The sequence below is a fragment of the Variovorax sp. P1_G12 genome, assembly GCF_056405555.1.
The window spans coordinates 1-16,590 of the sequence record NZ_JBFUBW010000066.1 but is presented as its reverse complement, the minus strand read 5'-3'; the positions used below and the strand labels follow the sequence as shown (position 1 = coordinate 16,590).

18 protein-coding genes and 1 pseudogene are annotated in these 16,590 nt (G+C 63.2%); 15 read left to right on the top strand and 4 right to left on the bottom strand.

Annotation, left to right across the window (positions count from 1 at the left end; translation table 11 throughout):
- Positions 1-444, top strand: a 444-nt coding sequence (locus AC1D2O_RS36860) for an aldehyde dehydrogenase family protein (protein ID WP_478158855.1), incomplete at its 5' end; no start/stop codon positions are given.
- Between the two features lie 548 nt (positions 445-992).
- On the opposite strand, the gene ybgF is transcribed toward AC1D2O_RS36860, so the two are convergent.
- Together ybgF and AC1D2O_RS36850 are read right to left on the bottom strand one after the other, a co-directional pair.
- On the bottom strand, positions 993-1,865 hold the full coding sequence (gene ybgF / locus AC1D2O_RS36855; RefSeq protein WP_478158854.1) for a tol-pal system protein YbgF: 873 nt from the start codon (positions 1,863-1,865) through the stop codon (positions 993-995).
- A 135-nt stretch (positions 1,866-2,000) separates the two neighbouring features.
- Complete coding sequence (locus AC1D2O_RS36850) at positions 2,001-2,879, bottom strand: Bug family tripartite tricarboxylate transporter substrate binding protein (RefSeq protein ID WP_478158853.1); 879 nt, start codon at positions 2,877-2,879, stop codon at positions 2,001-2,003.
- Here AC1D2O_RS36850 and AC1D2O_RS36845 point away from each other — a divergent pair, their 5' ends adjacent.
- Both AC1D2O_RS36845 and AC1D2O_RS36840 read left to right on the top strand, forming a co-directional pair.
- Positions 2,880-3,638, top strand: coding sequence for an ABC transporter substrate-binding protein (locus tag AC1D2O_RS36845; protein WP_477650466.1), 759 nt, complete (start codon positions 2,880-2,882; stop codon positions 3,636-3,638). It begins immediately after the preceding gene.
- Between the two features lie 119 nt (positions 3,639-3,757).
- The gene (locus AC1D2O_RS36840; protein WP_478158852.1) at positions 3,758-4,972 is read left to right on the top strand and encodes a mandelate racemase/muconate lactonizing enzyme family protein; all 1,215 of its coding nucleotides are present in this window, start codon (positions 3,758-3,760) and stop codon (positions 4,970-4,972) included.
- Between the two features lie 28 nt (positions 4,973-5,000).
- Here the strand turns inward: AC1D2O_RS36840 and AC1D2O_RS36835 are convergent, their stop codons facing one another.
- The gene (locus AC1D2O_RS36835; RefSeq protein ID WP_478093678.1) at positions 5,001-5,798 is read right to left on the bottom strand and encodes a GntR family transcriptional regulator; all 798 of its coding nucleotides are present in this window, start codon (positions 5,796-5,798) and stop codon (positions 5,001-5,003) included.
- Positions 5,799-6,005: 207 nt separating this feature from the next.
- Between AC1D2O_RS36835 and AC1D2O_RS36830 the strand changes: the two genes are divergently transcribed.
- From AC1D2O_RS36830 to AC1D2O_RS36790, 9 genes are all read left to right on the top strand, one after another.
- Complete coding sequence (locus AC1D2O_RS36830) at positions 6,006-7,262, top strand: ABC transporter substrate-binding protein (protein ID WP_478093679.1); 1,257 nt, start codon at positions 6,006-6,008, stop codon at positions 7,260-7,262.
- Between the two features lie 32 nt (positions 7,263-7,294).
- Positions 7,295-8,206 carry a carbohydrate ABC transporter permease gene (locus tag AC1D2O_RS36825; RefSeq protein ID WP_478093681.1) on the top strand — a complete coding sequence of 304 codons (912 nt, stop codon included), beginning with the start codon at positions 7,295-7,297 and terminating at the stop codon, positions 8,204-8,206.
- Positions 8,206-9,042 carry a carbohydrate ABC transporter permease gene (locus AC1D2O_RS36820; protein WP_478158851.1) on the top strand — a complete coding sequence of 279 codons (837 nt, stop codon included), beginning with the start codon at positions 8,206-8,208 and terminating at the stop codon, positions 9,040-9,042. The genes AC1D2O_RS36825 and AC1D2O_RS36820 overlap by 1 nt, the downstream gene beginning before the upstream one ends.
- A 31-nt stretch (positions 9,043-9,073) precedes the next feature.
- Entirely contained in the window at positions 9,074-10,270 is a 1,197-nt protein-coding gene (locus AC1D2O_RS36815; RefSeq protein WP_478091685.1) for an ABC transporter ATP-binding protein, read from the top strand.
- Between the two features lie 30 nt (positions 10,271-10,300).
- Complete coding sequence (locus AC1D2O_RS36810) at positions 10,301-11,548, top strand: enolase C-terminal domain-like protein (RefSeq protein ID WP_478158850.1); 1,248 nt, start codon at positions 10,301-10,303, stop codon at positions 11,546-11,548.
- Positions 11,549-11,569: 21 nt separating this feature from the next.
- Positions 11,570-12,337, top strand: coding sequence for an SDR family oxidoreductase (locus AC1D2O_RS36805; RefSeq protein WP_478091681.1), 768 nt, complete (start codon positions 11,570-11,572; stop codon positions 12,335-12,337).
- A 152-nt stretch (positions 12,338-12,489) separates the two neighbouring features.
- A complete protein-coding gene (locus tag AC1D2O_RS36800) occupies positions 12,490-13,314 on the top strand; it encodes a tripartite tricarboxylate transporter substrate binding protein (protein WP_478158849.1) in 825 nt (274 codons plus the stop codon).
- A gap of 10 nt (positions 13,315-13,324) precedes the next feature.
- Positions 13,325-14,359 carry an L-idonate 5-dehydrogenase gene (locus AC1D2O_RS36795; RefSeq protein ID WP_478091678.1) on the top strand — a complete coding sequence of 345 codons (1,035 nt, stop codon included), beginning with the start codon at positions 13,325-13,327 and terminating at the stop codon, positions 14,357-14,359.
- 440 nt (positions 14,360-14,799) lie between these two features.
- Positions 14,800-15,045, top strand: coding sequence for a hypothetical protein (locus tag AC1D2O_RS36790; RefSeq protein ID WP_478091676.1), 246 nt, complete (start codon positions 14,800-14,802; stop codon positions 15,043-15,045).
- Between the two features lie 51 nt (positions 15,046-15,096).
- On the opposite strand, the gene AC1D2O_RS36785 is transcribed toward AC1D2O_RS36790, so the two are convergent.
- A complete protein-coding gene (locus AC1D2O_RS36785) occupies positions 15,097-15,354 on the bottom strand; it encodes a hypothetical protein (RefSeq protein WP_478158848.1) in 258 nt (85 codons plus the stop codon).
- A 243-nt stretch (positions 15,355-15,597) separates the two neighbouring features.
- On the opposite strand from AC1D2O_RS36785, the gene AC1D2O_RS36780 reads away from it, so the two are divergent.
- From AC1D2O_RS36780 to AC1D2O_RS36770, 3 genes and pseudogenes are all read left to right on the top strand, one after another.
- Positions 15,598-15,864 (top strand): DUF1488 family protein, encoded by a 267-nt coding sequence (locus tag AC1D2O_RS36780; protein WP_478091674.1) that lies wholly within the window; start codon positions 15,598-15,600, stop codon positions 15,862-15,864.
- 3 nt (positions 15,865-15,867) lie between these two features.
- Positions 15,868-16,173 (top strand): hypothetical protein, encoded by a 306-nt coding sequence (locus tag AC1D2O_RS36775; RefSeq protein ID WP_478091673.1) that lies wholly within the window; start codon positions 15,868-15,870, stop codon positions 16,171-16,173.
- 246 nt (positions 16,174-16,419) lie between these two features.
- A pseudogene (locus AC1D2O_RS36770) lies at positions 16,420-16,590 on the top strand (IS30 family transposase); the annotation flags it as partial.

Here is a 16,590-nt window from a genome sequence, read left to right as displayed (position 1 = left end):
GACCTGAACTACGTCGAGATCGGCCGGGCCGAGGGCGCCACGCTGGCGGCCGGCGGCGAGCGCCTCAAGCTCGATACCGACGGCTTCTACATGTCGCCCGCACTGTTCAGCGAATCCGTCGCCTCGATGCGCATCAACAAGGAAGAGATCTTCGGGCCGGTGGCGAGCGTGATCCGGGTGAAGAACTACGAGGAAGCGCTGGCCACCGCCAACGACACCGAGTTCGGCCTCTCGGCCGGCATCGCCACGACCTCGCTGAAGTACGCGACCCACTTCAAGCGCCACAGCCAGGCCGGGATGGTGATGGTGAACCTGCCGACCGCGGGCGTGGACTACCACGTGCCCTTCGGCGGCCGCAAGGGATCGAGCTACGGCCCGCGCGAGCAGGGCAAGTACGCGCAGGAGTTCTTCACCGTCGTCAAGACGGCCTATACGCTGGCCTAGTTGCCGGATGAACAACCTCGCTTTGGACTACGCCAACCTTGCCGGGCGTGCTGCAGGATGTCTCGCTAGAGGAATTCCGTGCCGTCAACGACCGTTCGCACCCGAAATGCCGATTTTCACGGCCCTTCCCTGCTGAGCGACCGGAGTCGGCCTCACAGCGTGATTTCGCCCGGCGGCAGGGAAGGACAGCAATCGCTGCGGATCCGCCGTAACTCGCGCCCCGTTGTTCGCGATCAAGCATTTGTCCGCAAGGGTCGGAAGAAGGCGCGCGGACCCTCGAGACCGGCAATTTAGGTTGCCCCAGCGAGGCCGAAGTGTCCGCCGTGTGGAAGCTCGGTCCAACGCTGTACGTTGAAGAAGCGTTCGGCCCATTCACGTGGCGGCGACGAAATGTCCCTGGGGAACATCGCGAACGTTGGTCGGACATCCACGTACAGAAGGCCAAGGCGCACAGCGGATGTCCATCACGGCCGGACATCTTCACGATAGCTGCCTTGCGACGCCTGCCCCGGGCGCCTCGTGCGCTCTTGGCTCTTCCCATACCCAGCTCATTGGAGCTTGGTAAGGCGCTCCTCGGCCACGTCCGCCGCTTCGGATTCTGGATACGCCTCTACGACGTCTTGAAGCGTCCGGCGGGCCGCTTTGACATCCATGAGTTCTACTTGGCAATCGGCCACAGACAACAGTGCGTCGGGTGCGCGCAGATGGCTGGGCTCGGCCGTCACCAGCGCCCGGAAATTGACTTCAGCATCCAAGTAGTTGTGCAGGGCGTACTGGACATTGCCCAGCCAAAACAGCGCAGATGGCTTGTATCTGCTTTGGGGGTAATGCTTGACGAAAGCCACAAGGCCATCTTGTGCTTGAGCAATGTCGCCTTCGCGAAGGGTGGCAAGCGCCACTTCAAACTCATGCTTCTCGGCTGGCCCGACGACAAACTGCTGGCCATCCACCAAGACCATGGTCGACTCAACATTGCGCTCGCCAGGGCTCTGTACCGTGCCCGTCTGGATTCGCTGCATATCGGCCATGCCATGGGCCCGCCCCTCGTTTTGTCCGCGCACGATCGCCACTTCGTTGCGCAACTCCTCCATCTGGTTGGAAAGATCGAGCATGCTGCGACGAAGCTGGACATTGTCCTCATCGGCTTTTCTCAGGTCATCTGCGACGCGCTGCTGGGAATTAGAGACCCTTTGTCGCAACTCGAAGGCGCTCGCGGCTGAAAGGGCATACAGGCCATGCCCCACGGTGCAGCCCATCGAGCACGCCACGCCCGCGCCCATCAATGCAGCACCTACCCGACGGCGAAAATCGCCGCCTAACAAAGCCCAGAAAATCAGCCCCAAGACAGTCAGCGGGGCCAGGCCCAGCCCAGCAAAGCCGCTCGATATGCCGAGCGCGCTGGGCGTGCTCGATCCGGACATATTCGTTCCTCCAAGGCGGTTGTCAATTAGATCCTGAAGGAAACAGACTTAGGTCAGTAGGGTCATGACGCCCTTTCTCCAGGTTTGGCGTGCAGGCGTTTACCCAGCGAACAAACATCGAACGCATCGGAGGGCTCATTCGATCTTGATGTCACGCTCCTTGACGAGCTTCGACCACTTGGCGCTCTCACTGTCGATGAACGATGCGAACTCCGCAGGCGTTCCGCCACCTAGTTCGTTGCTTTGCGCCAGGATGCGGTCCTTGATGTCGGCATGGTTGATCGCCTGCACGAAGGCCGTGTGCAGCTTGGCGACGATCGCCGGAGGCGTGCCCTTCGGCGCGATATAGCCCATCCAGTTCGAGACTTGCACCTGCGGGTAGCCGGCTTCTGCGAACGTGGGCACGTCGGGCATGCTCGATAGGCGCTTCGCGGAAGTCACGGCGATCGGGCGAATCTTGCCGGCCTGGATTGAGGGCTGTGCAGCGCCAGTCTGCTCGAACATCAGGTCGACCTGGCCGGCCAGCAACGCATTGGAGGCCGGGCCACCGCCCTTGAACGGCACACCGACCATCTCGATGCCAGCGGCGCTTTCGAAGAGCTCGGCCGATAKGTGATGCGCTCCTCCGGGACCTGCGTTGGCGATGTTGAGCGATCCCGGCTTCGCCTTCGAGGCCGTGATCACGTCTTTCACGGTCTTGTAGGGCTTGTCCGCTGGCGTGACGAGCACGAGAGGACTCTTCTCGATCAGCACGATCGGCGCGAAGCTCTTCGGGTCGAAATTGACCTTCGGATAGATCGAGGGGTTCACTGCCAGCGGGCCGAAGCTGCCCATCCCGATCGTGTAGCCGTCGGGCGTGGTGCGGGCGAGCAGTTCGATGCCGATGTTGCCGCTCGCGCCCGGACGGTTGTCGACGATCACCGGCTTGCCGAGGATGGTGCTGAGTTGCAGCGCGACGACACGCTGCGCAACATCAAGAAGATCAGTGGCATCCTCAAGACCTGAAGCTCGCAAATGAAGATCGACCCCACAGTCGTCAAGGCGTTGACGCCGCATGGCGTTCTTCGCGCCTCCATCAATCTCGGCAATCCCATCCTTGCAAACGTCGACAAAGCGACGGGACAACCCGGCGGGGTCTCGGTCGATCTCGCCCGTGCCTTCGCCCAGCGCTTGGGCACCGAGCTTGAACTGGTCGTCTTCGACGCCGCCGGCAAGTCGGTGGATGCGGTCGCCGACGAGCGGACCGACATTGGATTCTTTGCGATCGATCCTTTGCGCGGCACGCACATTGCCTTCACCGATGCTTACGTCCTGATCGAGGGTAGCTACCTCGTTCGCGAGTCTTCGCCTCTGCATGACAACGACGACGTCGATCAGAAAGGCTTGCGCTTGACGGTAGGCAAGGGCAGCGCTTACGACCTGTTTTTGACGCGGGAACTGAAGCATGCCGAGATCCTGCGGGCGCCTACGTCGCCCACGGTGGTTCGCACCTTCCTGGAGCAGGACGCCGACGTCGCCGCGGGAGTCAGGCAGCAGCTGGAGGCGGACAGCCGCGTGCACGAAGGGCTACGGCTGCTGCCTGGTCGCTTCATGGTGATCCGCCAGGCGATGGGTACGCCCAAGTCGCGCGGCGACGCCGCCGCCAAGGCGCTTCGCCTTTTTGTCGAGGACATGAAAGCGAGCGGATTCGTGGCCGATGCGTTGCGGTGCCATGGGATCGAGGGGGCGTCCGTCGCGCCGCTATCGCTGACGCCAGGGCTGGCTCCGATATGAAATTCGTCGTGCTGCCGCGTGACGCCATCGGACCCGAAGGTCAACTGCCAATAGGTAGTGCGATCAACCTGGTCCAGAATCGACCTGGGAACAATTCATCATCTAGATGAGGCTGAAAAATGAGCAACCGCATTCCAAAGATTGAAACCATCCGATTGAGATCGCAGGCAACGCTCATCTGGGTGCGGATTCATACGGACGATGGGTTGGTGGGCCTGGGCGAGAGCTGGTTTGGCTGCGCGGCCATCGAGGCGGATATTCACGATCGGGTCGCGCCGCTCATCTTGGGCCAGGACCCATCGCGCATCGAGGCGCTCAACAGGCTGATGCGCCCCTACGTCGGCTTCTGCGGCACCGGCGCGGAGATTCGCGCGCTGTCTGCCGTGGATGTTGCGCTGTGGGATCTCGCCGGAAAGCGGGCGGGCATCCCGCTCTGCGAACTTCTGGGCGGCAGGACGCGAGACCGCATCAGGGTCTACAACACCTGTGCGGGCCCGAGCTACGTCACCAAGACTTCGGATGTCAGGCCTGACAACTTTGGACTGAAAGGACCTGCGGCGGCTCAGAAGACCTACGAGGATCTCGATGCCTTCATGAATCGGCCTGCGGAGTTGGCGGCTGAGTTGCTAGGCATGGGCATCACGTCCATGAAGATCTGGCCTTTCGATTTTGCGGAGGGTGCTGTCGACGGGTACGACATCTCGGCGGCAGATCTGAAGAAGGGGATGGCGCCCTTCGAGGAGATTAGAAAGGTTCACGGCTCGCGCATGCGCCTGAAAGCCGAGTTGCATGGACTCTGGAGCCTTCCCGCTGCGAAGAAGATCGCGGCCGCTCTGGAAGAAATCGAGCCCGACTGGATTGAGGATCCGATTTGGATGGACCGGCTGTCGGAACTGGCAGACCTGACTGTCGCCACCTCGGCGCCCCTTGCCGGCGGTGAAACGCTCGGAGGCCTGGGCCAGATTCAGGGGCTGCTGGAAGTCGGAAAGATCTCGACGCCGATCATCGACGTGACCTGGGGCGGTGGCGTGACGTTCGCGCGAAAGGCCAGCGCGTTGGCCGAGGCGCACGCCAGATCGATTGCGTACCACGATTGCTCCGGGCCGGTGACGCTGGCCGTCTCGACGCACCTCGCGATGGTCTTCCCCAATGTGGTCGAGCAGGAGATCGCGCGGGGCTTTTACTACGGCTGGTACGCCGACTGCGTCCAAAGTCTTCCGCCCATCGAACTCGGGTTCATCCGTCCGCCGGCAGGGCCCGGACTGGGGATGGCACTGGTGCCTGACATCGAGAAGCGGCCGGATGCGATCGTGATCGTGTCGACCCTGCCGTGAGAAAGCACCTGAAGGTGAGCCGGCGCAATCAGCGTGCGGTGCCGGGCGTGCCAAGGGCTAGGTAGTTTTCGTCGTCCTGCAGACTGCAATCGAGCGTGCTGGGCGCCACGTCGCGCTCGAGCACTTCGAACATGCCGTCCACAAAATCCATCAGGCCGTCGGACGCCGAGATGGCCTCATCGACATTGCCGTTGGCCACCGCGTCGATGACGGCGATGTGTCCGTCGACCGTACCCTGCAGGTGAACCTCGTTCGGGTTGTGCATGTGATAGATCCAGCCGATCCGCCGGAAGATCGTATGCAGCGGCCGCAGCGTTCCCTCAACGAAGGGTTCCTGCGCGGCCGCGAGAAACAACTGGTCGATCATGCGGTCGACGACATTGAACTGGTCGATCGTCATCTGGGAGCCGTGCTCGATGAGCTGCCTTTTTATGTGCTGCATGCGGTTGCGCTGTGATGCGCCCGATCGCTCTGTGGCGAGCCGGATGACAAATCGCTCCATGTCGCGGCGAAGGCGCAGTAAGAGGCGGTCTCGTGTCAGGTCGATCGGTGCGATGCGGATGCCATGGCGCGGGGTGATCTGCACGAGGGTGTCGGCCGCCAAGCGGCTGAGCGCCTGGTGCACCGGCGTACGGCCGTAGCCGACCATTGCCTGCAGTTCGTGGGTCGCCAGGAATCGGCCGGGCGGGAGCTTGCAGCAGATCAGCAGTTCTTCGATGCGCTCATAGGCTTGATCCGACAGATTGGTAGCCGCCTTGCGCGGGGTGGCAGGCGTCGTTGTGTCAACAGGTACCAGCTTGGGTCGGGCAGGAGCGCGGGTCGCCATGAAATCTCCTTGATGCAGTACCCAAGCATAGCTGATATGTCAGCGTTGTCACTCGCGTTCTCGACGGTTTTCCCAATGAGCGAAGGCTTTGGCTATGTCAGATTGGTCGATAGGGTATTCACTTAGAAATATCGTGAAATATCACAGTATTCTTCGTTTCCTTCCATCAAGAACCAGCGGCCGACGCACCGCTTACTGGGGACATGCATGAATCAACTCTCGGGCCTCTCACGCATCTCGGCCAGCGCCACGGCCATCGCTGCAGCCATCGTCTTCGCCTCGTCCTTGCCTGACGCTGCGCATGCGCAGGCTAAGGAAACCCTGAGCTTCGCTGCCGCGACCTTTGCGGAATCCGGGCGGGGCGACAAGCTCAAGGTCTGGGTCGACAAATTCAACAAGAGCCAGAACGCGATCGAAGTGCAGCCGCTCGCGCTGCCGTTCTCCACGCTCGCCAAGACGGTGTTCACGCAGATGGGCGGCGGGGCAGGGCCCGACCTCGTGCGCTTCGACCTGATCGACTACTACGCGGCCGCACAGGCGCAGCGCATCGTGCCGCTGGACAGCGAGATCAAGGCCAGCGACTACAAGCTGACCGGCCCCAACAAATACCTGGTGATCGACGGCAAGCGCTACGGCGTCCCTTTCGAGATCAGCAACTACCAGTTGATCTACAACCCGCAATTGCTCAAGGGCGGCAAGCCGCCGGCGACCTTCGACGAGTTCCTTGCGGCCGCCAAGGGTGCGACCGGAGACAACGTGTTCGGCTTTGCCTACCGCGCCACGATGGCCGAGAGCAACGGCTTCTGGCAGGACCTCTGCAACTTCGTCTACGGCTTTGGCGGACGCTGGAGCGACGAGAAGGGCAACCTCACGATCAACAGCCCGAAGGTGGTGGAAGGCGTCGTCGCCTACAAGAAGATGTACGACCTCGGCGCGACACCGAAAGGCGCCGATGCCGCGACCTACCGTCGCATGTTCTGGGAGAAGAAGCTGGCGATGGAGATCGACAACGGCGGTGTGGCTGGCATCTTCAGCCAACAGGCGCCCGACCTGCCGCTCGCTGCGGCTCCATCGCCATTCCCGACCCGTGCGCAAGGCCTGATCCTCGCACCGCTCACCATCAACGCCAACACCAAGCACAAGGCTGCGGCGGTCACCTTCGTCAAGTGGATGATGCAGCCCGAGAACCAGAAGGAACTGCAGGGAATCCTCGGCGCGGCCAGCGTCGCGACGGTGGTCGAGCGCACGCCCGAAGAGCTCAAGGCTAAGCCGTGGCTCAAGGTCTATGACGACCAGTCGGCCAACAGCGTGCCACAACTGGTGCAGGGCTTCGAGGCGCGCACGCCGGAGATCCAGCAGGTGATCCTGGAGCAGGTGCTGCGCGTGCTGCAGGGCGGCGCCGATCCGCAGAAGGCCATGGACGACGCGCAGAAGCTCGTCAGCACACGGGTGCTGCGCAAATGAACGCCGCGGCCGCGACGGACGCAAAGCCAGCCATGGCTGTCAGCAGCAAGCCAGCCGCCTCCGGCGGCGTGGGGTGGGCACCCTATCTGTTCTGCGCGCCTGTCATGCTGTATCTGCTGGTCTTCCAGGCCTATCCGCTGGTGCAGGAGCTGTACCTGAGCTTCACGCAGACCTCGCTGCTCTCGCCGGGGCAGCACACGTGGGTCGGGTTGCGCAACTACGCCGACCTGTTCGGCCAGGCCGAGTTCAACCAGGTCCTGGTCGTCACGCTGGTCTACACGGTCGCCTGTGTCGTTTTCTCGATCGGCATCGGCCTGGGCACTGCGCTGCTGCTCAACATGCCGTTTCGCGGTCGTGGACTGGCCCGCTCGCTGATCACCATCCCGTGGGCGGCCCCGCCGGTCGCCGTGGCCCTGATCTTCATCTGGATGTACAACGGCCAGTACGGCGTGCTGCAGCACGTGTTCAACTTCCTCCATCTGTCATCCGGCATGGAAGGCTGGCTCGACAACCCGTCGCGTGCCTTGCCGGCGGTGCTGATCACCACCGTGTGGCAGATCTTCCCATTCACGTCCGTTGTGATCCTGTCCGCATTGCAGGGCGTGTCAACCGATCTTCGCGAAGCCGCGGTCATCGATGGCGCCGACCGGCTCAGCGTCTTCGGTGCGGTCGTATGGCCCGCCATCCGGCCGACCGTGATGCTGCTGACGCTGTTCATCACGATCTGGTCGCTGCGCCGCTTCGACCTGATCTGGCTCATGACGCAAGGTGGCCCCATCGGCTCGACCAACACGCTGGTGATCGAGCTGTACCGCCGCGCCTTCACCTATCGTGAGCTGGGGGAGGCTGCGGCAGTCGGCATGGTCGGCTTGACGCTGGCCCTCGCCATCACAGTCGTCTATTTCCGGTTGACGGTGCGCGCCGAGCGCGCGGCGGGGCATTGATGAAAAACACCACCCTTGGCTGGCGCCAGGCGCTGCTCGTGATCGTGATCCTGGGCATGCTGGGCATCACGGCCTTTCCGATCTACTGGATGCTGGTGACCTCGATGACCAGCTCGGCGGACCTCTTCGCCACGCCGCCGCATCTGGTGCCGGACTTTGCCAACCTGCATGTGTTCCGCGACGTGTTCGGCAGCACGGAAGTCGGCACCTGGATCGTCAACAGCGCCATCGTCGCCGTGGGCACCACGGTGCTGAGCATCGCGCTGGCGGTCCTGCCCGCCTATGCGCTGTCGCGCTTCAAGTTCGCCGGCATTGCGATCGTCGGGCTCGCGCTCTTCATCACGCAGATGCTGCCGGAGGCGATGCTGGTGGTGCCGCTGTACGCCATCTTCGGCCAGCTCTCGCTGCTGAACACGCTCACGGGCCTGATCCTGGTGAACACCGCCTTCACGGTGCCGGTGATCACATGGATCCTGAAGGGCGCGATCGATGGCGTGCCGATCGACATCGAGGAGGCGGCCAGCATCGACGGCTGTTCGCGCATCGGCACGGTCTTCATCGTGGTGATCCCGCTCATCGCGCCGACCTTGGCGGCCACCGCGGTGATCGCCTTCTTCCACGGCTGGAACGAGTACGTGTTCGCGCAGACGCTGGTCAGCGCGCCCGACCTGCACACCGCCTCGGTCGGCTTGGCCGGCTTCGTCGGCGAGCTGAGCACGCCACTGCACTCGGTCATGGCGATCGGGCTGATGTACACGCTGCCGGCCGTCTTCTTCTATCTCCTCGTCCAGCGCTACGTTGTTGCCGGCATGACCGCCGGCAGCGTCAAGGGCTGAGGCATTCACGCACACGCACAAGGACACCACCATGTCTTCCATCGCGCTCCAACACGTGACCAAGGCCTTCGGACCGAAGCCGGCCGTGGACAACATCAACATCGACGTGGCTTCCGGCGAATTCCTGGTCCTGCTCGGGCCGTCGGGCTGCGGCAAGTCGACCCTTTTGCGCATGCTCGCGGGTCTCGAATCGCTGACCAGCGGCGAGATCCATCTGGCGGCGCGTCGCGTCGACACGCTGCCGCCGAGCGCGCGTGACATGGCTTTCGTGTTCCAGTCGTACGCGCTCTATCCGCACATGACGGTGCGCCGCAATATCACGTTCCCGCTGATCATGCGGCAGTTCAAGTGGTGGTTTCACATCCCCCTCATCGGTCATCTGGCCAAGCGCCGCATCGAGCGTTCGCCCGAAGTGAAGAGCCTGGTCGACCGCACCGCCGGCATCCTGGCCCTGACACCGATGCTCGACCGTCATCCGCGCACTCTCTCCGGCGGACAGCGCCAGCGCGTGGCGTTGGGCCGCGCGATGGTGCGGCAGCCGGACGTGTTCCTGATGGACGAGCCGCTGTCGAACCTCGACGCCAAGCTGCGCTCATCGATGCGCGCCGAGATCATCAAGCTGCATCGCGAAGTCGGTGCGACCTTCGTCTACGTGACGCACGACCAGATCGAGGCGATGACCATGGGCACGCGCATCGTGCTGATGCGTGAAGGTGTCGTGCAGCAGGTCGGCACGCCGCGCGAGATCTACACCAACCCCGCCAACACCTTCGTGGCGCGTTTCATCGGCACGCCGGCAATGAACCTCGTGCAGGCGCGCATCGACGGCAAGCAACTGACCATCGGCGAGATGACGACGCAGTTGCCGGACCGTCTCGGCGTGCGCGCCGGAGACGGACAGAAGGACGTGCTGATCGGCGTGCGTCCCAACGCACTCACGATCGGCACCGACCCGTCGCAGCCGGGCATCGCCGGCACCGTAGGCCTGGTCGAACACGTCGGCGCCGAATCGATCGTGACCATCCGCCTCGACACGGCGCGCACGGTGCACGACCGCGACGGCGGCGCAGCCGACGAGATCATGGTGACGGAAACCGGCTACAGCACCCTGCAAGCCGGCAGCAAGGTCCGCGTCATGCTGGACCTGAACCAGGCCGTGCTGTTCGCGGTCGGGTCGGGAGAGCGCATCTCGAGCGACATCCCCGTGCCCGATGAAGTTCGCCACTGAGCCCCGAAACCTGCAAGGAAATACGCCCACATGGCAACCCTCATCTCCGACGTGAAAGTCATCCTGACGGCGCCCGAGGGCATCAACCTCATCGTCGTCAAGGTGGAGACCAACCAGCCGGGCCTGTACGGCCTAGGCTGCGCGACCTTCGCCTACCGGCACCTCGTCGTTCAATGTCTGGTTGAGCAGTATCTCAAGCCGCTTCTCATCGGCCGCGACGTCAGTGCGATCGAAGAGCTGTGGCAGCTGATGCACCAGAACGCCTACTGGCGCAACGGCCCCGTCGAGAACAACGCCATCTCGGGCGTCGACATGGCGCTGTGGGACATCAAGGGGAAGATGGCCGGCATGCCGGTCTACCAGCTGTTCGGTGGCAAGGTGCGCGAGGGCGTGCCGATCTATCGCCATGCCGACGGCCGCGACCTGAGCGAACTCTGCGACAACATCCAGCGCTACCAGGCGCAAGGGATCTCGCACATCCGCTGCCAAAGCGGCGGCTATGGCGGCGGTGGCTTCGGACCCGCTCCGTCGACCGCGCCGCGCGGCGCACCGGCAGGCGTGTATCTCGACAGCCGCACTTACATGCGCGACACGCTCAAGCTCTTCGACGGCATCCGCAGCAAGGTCGGCTTCGACGTGGCGCTGTGCCATGACGTGCACGAGCGGCTGAGTCCGATCGAGGCGATCCGGTTCGCATGCGACATGGAACGCTTCGAACTCTTCTTCCTGGAGGACGCGATCCCGCTGGAGGAGGGGAAGTGGCTGCGCCAATTGCGCGAGAAGACCCGCATTCCGCTGGCGCAGGGCGAACTGTTCAACAACCCCTATGAATGGAAGACCCTGATCACCGATCAGTTGATCGACTTCATCCGCGTGCACCTGAGCCAGATCGGCGGCATCACGCCGGGTCGCAAGCTGCAACTCTTCGCCGAGCAGTTCGGCGTCAAGACGGCATGGCACGGACCGGGCGACATGTCTCCCCTGGCCCATGCGGCCAACATCCACATCGACCTGGCCGCGCGCAACTTCGGCGTGCAGGAATGGTCGGGCATCGAGCCGCCCAACTTCGTGATCCAGGACCTGAAGGGGCCGCGCGGCGCGCTGCTCGACGTCTTCCCTGGTCTTCCGGAGTTCAGGGAAGGCTACGTCTACGCCAACGACAAGCCGGGCCTGGGCGTCGACCTCGACGAGGAAGAGGCCCGCAAGTATCCGTGCGAAAACACCGTGACCACGTGGACGCAGACGCGCCTGGTCGACGGCACGCTCCAAACCCCCTGACCCTCCTGGAACAAAAACATCATGTCCACACAACTGTTCAGTCTCGCGGGCAAAACCGCGCTGGTGACCGGCTCATCCCGTGGCCTCGGCTTCGCGATTGCCGAGGGCCTTGCCGCGGCGGGCGCGCGACTCGTCCTCAATGGCGTCGATGCCGCACGGCTTGACGCATCGGCCGCTTCGTTGCGCGACAAGGGCTACACCGTCGACGCCCATGCCTTCGACGTGTGCGACGAGGCTGCGGTCGTCGCCGCCTTCGAGAAGCTCGACGCGGCGGGCATTGCCATTGACATCCTGGTCAACAACGCCGGCGTGCAGTTTCGAAAACCGATGGTCGAACTGGCGACCGAAGACTGGCGCCGTGTGATCGAGACCAATCTCACCAGCGCCTTCGTGGTCGGGCGCGAGGCGGCCAAGCGGATGATCCCGCGCGGGCGTGGCAAGGTGATCAACATCGGCTCGCTCACGAGCGAGCTGGCGCGTGCCACGGTCGCGCCGTACACCGTGGCCAAGGGCGGCATCAAGATGCTCACGCGCGCGATGACCGCCGAGTGGGCGCCGCACAACATCCAGGCCAACGCCATCGGTCCGGGTTACATGCTCACCGACATGAACCAGGCGCTGATCGACAACCCGAGCTTCGACGCGTGGGTCAAGGGCCGCACGCCGGCTGGCCGCTGGGGCAAGCCCGAGGAACTGATCGGGACCGCCGTGTTCCTCGCGTCCGACGCATCCAACTATGTGAGCGGCCAGATCATCTATGTCGACGGCGGCATGGTGTCGGTGCTTTGACCCATCGAAGGAGACATGACATGAAGAACTTTCGAATCGCCTGCGCTGTCGCCGCAACCCTCCTGACACCACTGGGATCGCACGCGGCGGACTACCCCACGCGACCCATCGAGGTGGTGGTTCCCTCTTCCGCCGGCGGAGGGACCGATGTCATGGCACGGCTCTTCGCCGAAGCCGCGAAGAAGAACGTGCCACAGCCCTTCATCGTCACCAACAAGCCGGGCGCGGGCGGCGGCATCGGGATGACCGAAGCGCAACGCGCAACGCCGGACGGCTACAAGATCGGCGTGCTCATCTCCGAGCTGGCGATCATTCCGCACCTGAACATGACCAAGGTGACGACCGCCGACTTCATCCCGATCGCGCGGCTCAACGGGGACCCCGGTTTGATCGCGGTACGCGCGGATTCGCCTTACCAGACCATCGACGACCTCCTGGCCGCTGCGCGCAAGCAAGAGGGCGTGGTGTCGATGGGCAACGCCGGCAGTGGAACGATCTGGCATTTGGCCGCCGCCGCGGTCGAGCAGAAGACGGGCGTGAAGTTCAACCATGTGCCGTTCCAGGGTGCCGCACCGAGCGTGCTGGCGCTGGTAGGCGGCCATGTCGACGCCATCACGGTGAGTCCGGCGGAGATCGGTTCGCACGTCGCGGCCGGCAAGGTGCGCGTGCTGGTCGCCATGGCTGACAGGCGTCTGCCTGTGCCCTACGACAAGGTCGTGACTTTCAAGGAGAAAGGGACGGATCTGGTGCTGGGCACCTGGCGAGGATTGGGAGTTCCCTTGAACACGCCACCGGACATCGTGAAGTACCTGCGCGACGCAACCCGAAAGACCGCTGAAGATCCTGCATTCCGTGAATCCCTGATCAAGGCCAACCTCCAGCCGGCCTATATGGACGGCGATCAGTTCCAGACGTTCATGAACAGTCAGTCGGCCTATTTCAAGACGCTGCTCGCAAGCGTCGAGCTCAAAAAATAAGGACTGACCCATGGAAGCCCTTGTCATCCACGCACCTGGCGATCTGCGTGTCGAAGAATTCGAAACTGCTGCGCTCGGTTCCGATCAACTGCAGGTGCGCGTGCGCTGCGGCGGCATCTGCGGGTCGGACCTGCATTACTACCAGCATGGCGGCTTCGGCACCATCCGGATCAAGGAACCGATGGTGCTGGGGCACGAAGTGGCAGGCGTGATCGAGGCGGTCGGCGCCAGCGTCACCGCCTTCAGGCCGGGCGAGCGCATCGCGATCAGTCCGAGCCGGCCGTGCGGCATCTGCAAATACTGCCAGCAGGGTCTGCAGAACCATTGCCTGGACATGCGCTACTACGGCAGCGCCATGCGCACGCCGCATGTCCAAGGCGCGTTCCGTCAACAGATCGTGGTCGATACGTCTCAAGCGCATCGGCTGGCCGACTCGGTAAGCGATGGAGAGGGCTCGATGGCCGAACCCCTGGCGGTGGCGTTGCATGCGGTGCGCCGCGCCGGCTCGTTGCTCGGCAAGCGGGTGCTGGTCACCGGCTGCGGACCGATCGGCGCGCTGGCCATCATCGCGGCCCGGCGCGCAGGTGCCTCACACGTCGTGGCGACGGATGTCAGTGCCCATACGCTGGGCAAGGCGCTCAAGGTGGGTGCGGACGAAGTCGTCAACGTCGCGGAAGAGCCGCACGGCCTGGCCCGTTTCACCATCGACAAGGGGAGCTTCGACGTGCTGTTCGAGGCCAGCGGCAATGCACGGGCGCTGGTGGGCGCCTTCGATGCGATCCGCCCGCGCGGCATCATCGTGCAACTGGGGCTGGGTGGCGACATGACCTTGCCGATCAACACCATCGTCGCCAAGGAGTTCGATCTGCGCGGGGCATTCCGCTTCCATGAGGAGTTCGCTGTCGCGGTGGAGTTGTTGAACAAGGGGCTGGTGGACGTGAAGCCGCTGATCTCGGCGACCCTTTCGTACCGCGATTCCGCGCGCGCCTTCGCGCTCGCGGCCGATCGGACTCAGGCGATGAAGGTGATCTTGAACTTCGACTAACCCGCCTGGTCGGCAACGATCCTCGCCTGTCAGACCACGCCTTTCCATCGGCCGCTTTCGTCCGAGGTGAGATTCGCAGTGCGTCGACGCTGTACTCGTGGTTCGGCAGTCGTTGTATGCCCTGTGCAGAAAGGCGGCTGTGCAAGGTCCTCGACGCCGAGACGGCTCCAGCCGCTTGAGTGCCGGCTATTTCTGCACCGCCTTGGGACCGGTCATCGATGCTGGGATCTTGTGGAGCCTGGATGACCGGAATCGGGCATACAGCGTGAGTTCGTCGAGCGGCAGGGAAGGACGGCAGTCGTTGCAAAGGCAGCCTTCGACCGCTTTGATGGGTGGGGCACTGCCCTCCAAGCGGTGGCTCTGGTGAGGTCGAAAATACCTTACATCATTGTGTTTCGAGAATTTCCGTGTAGAACGATGCACCTGCATACAAGGACACAATGGCAAAAACTCAGCCGGTCACACTCGAAGAATTGAGCGAATGGATCACCGACAAGGCTCGCAGGACTTCCGGCTGCACGGGCCTCAAGGTGAGCGTTCAGTACAAGCTGGCGAAGTCCGATCACGCCGGAAAGAACTGGGCCGACTCCCTGGTCGTCAACACGGGCGACTGCAGTATCGACGATGCATTTGCCGCGATCGTGAATGCGCAGCGCGACGCTATCGGCCGCTTCCACATCTCGTAGTAAAACCTCCGGCCGAGAGGAGCGGAAAGCGGAGCGCGCAGGTGTTGAATCTCAAGCTCTGGCCCCTGCCAGTGTCAACGCCTCCTGCGATTTTGCAGATTCAACCGCGATGGCCTGTATGACTCTCAGGGTGTCGACGTCGATGCGCAGCTGCCCTTGCCACAGCGCGGACTTGACCATGCTGATGTCGCCGGGTCGGCCTTTGTGATTGGGCGCGCACAACTCGAAGGCCTCGAGTCGACCTCGAATATCGAGATCATTCGGAATCTGATTGAGACGGTCGATCGCCTGCGAAATGGTCATGGACATGAGGTGCCTTTCAGGCGATGTGGAGCGTGGAGTGTGCGGCATTCGCAAGCGCGCGTTGTCCTGAATGCCCTTATTTCGCTCCCCCTCGCCTGATCACGCGGCCAATGCACTACGATGGGAGCGACCTTGGTCCCTGCTGCCACCGCCGCCTGCGATTCTTCAATTGTGTGACGCGCCTCGTTCGATCGAACGCGAGCCGTCCTCTGGAACGATGACTTCCCTCATCTCCCGAAAGCCTAAATCTTGACCGATGAATCGACATTTCATGAATCGTCGGGCACTGTCCGTTTCTGGGTGCCGATAGGCGAGCAGCACGTCGGTGCGAGTGTCGGCAAGGAGACACTCCACTATCGCTATCACCCGACCGGGCGTGACGACACGCCCCTGTCGACCTTTGCCGACCATCTTCAGGAAATCCATGCCGCGGTGCGCCGCCGGGTCGCCAATGGCTCGGTCGAGCCCGTCATGCTTCGCGATGCGGACTTGCGCGCCTTGCCGACGGCGCCGTAAGCGATGACGCTCGACAAGAACTCCCTCATCCTTTCCCTCCTTCGCGACCGCTCGCCGCAGTTCGACTCCGAGCTGGCCCAGTCCGGCTCGATCTCCAGCGCAACGCTGCAGGCGCGCCTGGAAATCCTTCAAGACCAGGGACTCGTGTCCCCCGTTGACACCGTCGCTCCCGGCGCGGGCGATACGGCGACGCCGCAACGACGCCAATACAGCCTGACGACCAAGGGTAGGGCACGGCTTTTCAACGAAGCGGCTCTCGAGATCAATGCCGATGCCACCGCTCGGCGATTTGCACCCCGGCGCCGCTGATATCCTTCGGGGTGCCGGCGCACGGCGTTCCGCTTGAAACATTTTTTGGGCGAAAGGATCTCCCAACTCGCAAGCGCCCACGCCTATCGATAAGCGGCCACGGGATCCGTCGCGCGCTTTCGCGTCCAAAGCGGAAACAGGGTCCAACCGTTGGCGCATGCGTGCTCGAGTACCCGCTTCAGACTGCGGATTCAACCGGTCGATGCAACACACTGAGGCCTGCCATCGGCAGAAGGAGTGTTGCAGATGAAGTACCGGACACGAACCTACTACACGGACTGGCAGAAGTCATTGATGTGGGAACGATGGAGGGAGGGATGGACCCTCCATCAGATTGCTCATCTGTTTAATCGGGCACACACGTCCGTACACAAGATTCTGTCCCGTACGGGCGGCATTCGACCACCGGAGCGAAGC

What these genes read in the sequence shown, in the direction of transcription:
- AC1D2O_RS36815 (WP_478091685.1), top strand. Translation starts at nt 9,074, where the DNA reads ATGTCTTCCATCGCGCTCCAACACGTGACCAAGGCCTTCGGACCGAAG.
- AC1D2O_RS36800 (WP_478158849.1), top strand. Translation starts at nt 12,490, where the DNA reads ATGGCACGGCTCTTCGCCGAAGCCGCGAAGAAGAACGTGCCACAGCCC.
- AC1D2O_RS36835 (WP_478093678.1), bottom strand. Translation starts at nt 5,798, where the DNA reads ATGGCGACCCGCGCTCCTGCCCGACCCAAGCTGGTACCTGTTGACACA.
- AC1D2O_RS36775 (WP_478091673.1), top strand. Translation starts at nt 15,868, where the DNA reads ATGACGCTCGACAAGAACTCCCTCATCCTTTCCCTCCTTCGCGACCGC.
- AC1D2O_RS36845 (WP_477650466.1), top strand. Translation starts at nt 2,880, where the DNA reads ATGAAGATCGACCCCACAGTCGTCAAGGCGTTGACGCCGCATGGCGTT.
- AC1D2O_RS36810 (WP_478158850.1), top strand. Translation starts at nt 10,301, where the DNA reads ATGGCAACCCTCATCTCCGACGTGAAAGTCATCCTGACGGCGCCCGAG.
- AC1D2O_RS36840 (WP_478158852.1), top strand. Translation starts at nt 3,758, where the DNA reads ATGAGCAACCGCATTCCAAAGATTGAAACCATCCGATTGAGATCGCAG.
- AC1D2O_RS36805 (WP_478091681.1), top strand. Translation starts at nt 11,570, where the DNA reads ATGTCCACACAACTGTTCAGTCTCGCGGGCAAAACCGCGCTGGTGACC.
- AC1D2O_RS36785 (WP_478158848.1), bottom strand. Translation starts at nt 15,354, where the DNA reads ATGTCCATGACCATTTCGCAGGCGATCGACCGTCTCAATCAGATTCCG.
- AC1D2O_RS36790 (WP_478091676.1), top strand. Translation starts at nt 14,800, where the DNA reads ATGGCAAAAACTCAGCCGGTCACACTCGAAGAATTGAGCGAATGGATC.
- AC1D2O_RS36830 (WP_478093679.1), top strand. Translation starts at nt 6,006, where the DNA reads ATGAATCAACTCTCGGGCCTCTCACGCATCTCGGCCAGCGCCACGGCC.
- ybgF (WP_478158854.1), bottom strand. Translation starts at nt 1,865, where the DNA reads ATGTCCGGATCGAGCACGCCCAGCGCGCTCGGCATATCGAGCGGCTTT.
- AC1D2O_RS36825 (WP_478093681.1), top strand. Translation starts at nt 7,295, where the DNA reads ATGGCTGTCAGCAGCAAGCCAGCCGCCTCCGGCGGCGTGGGGTGGGCA.
- AC1D2O_RS36820 (WP_478158851.1), top strand. Translation starts at nt 8,206, where the DNA reads ATGAAAAACACCACCCTTGGCTGGCGCCAGGCGCTGCTCGTGATCGTG.
- AC1D2O_RS36795 (WP_478091678.1), top strand. Translation starts at nt 13,325, where the DNA reads ATGGAAGCCCTTGTCATCCACGCACCTGGCGATCTGCGTGTCGAAGAA.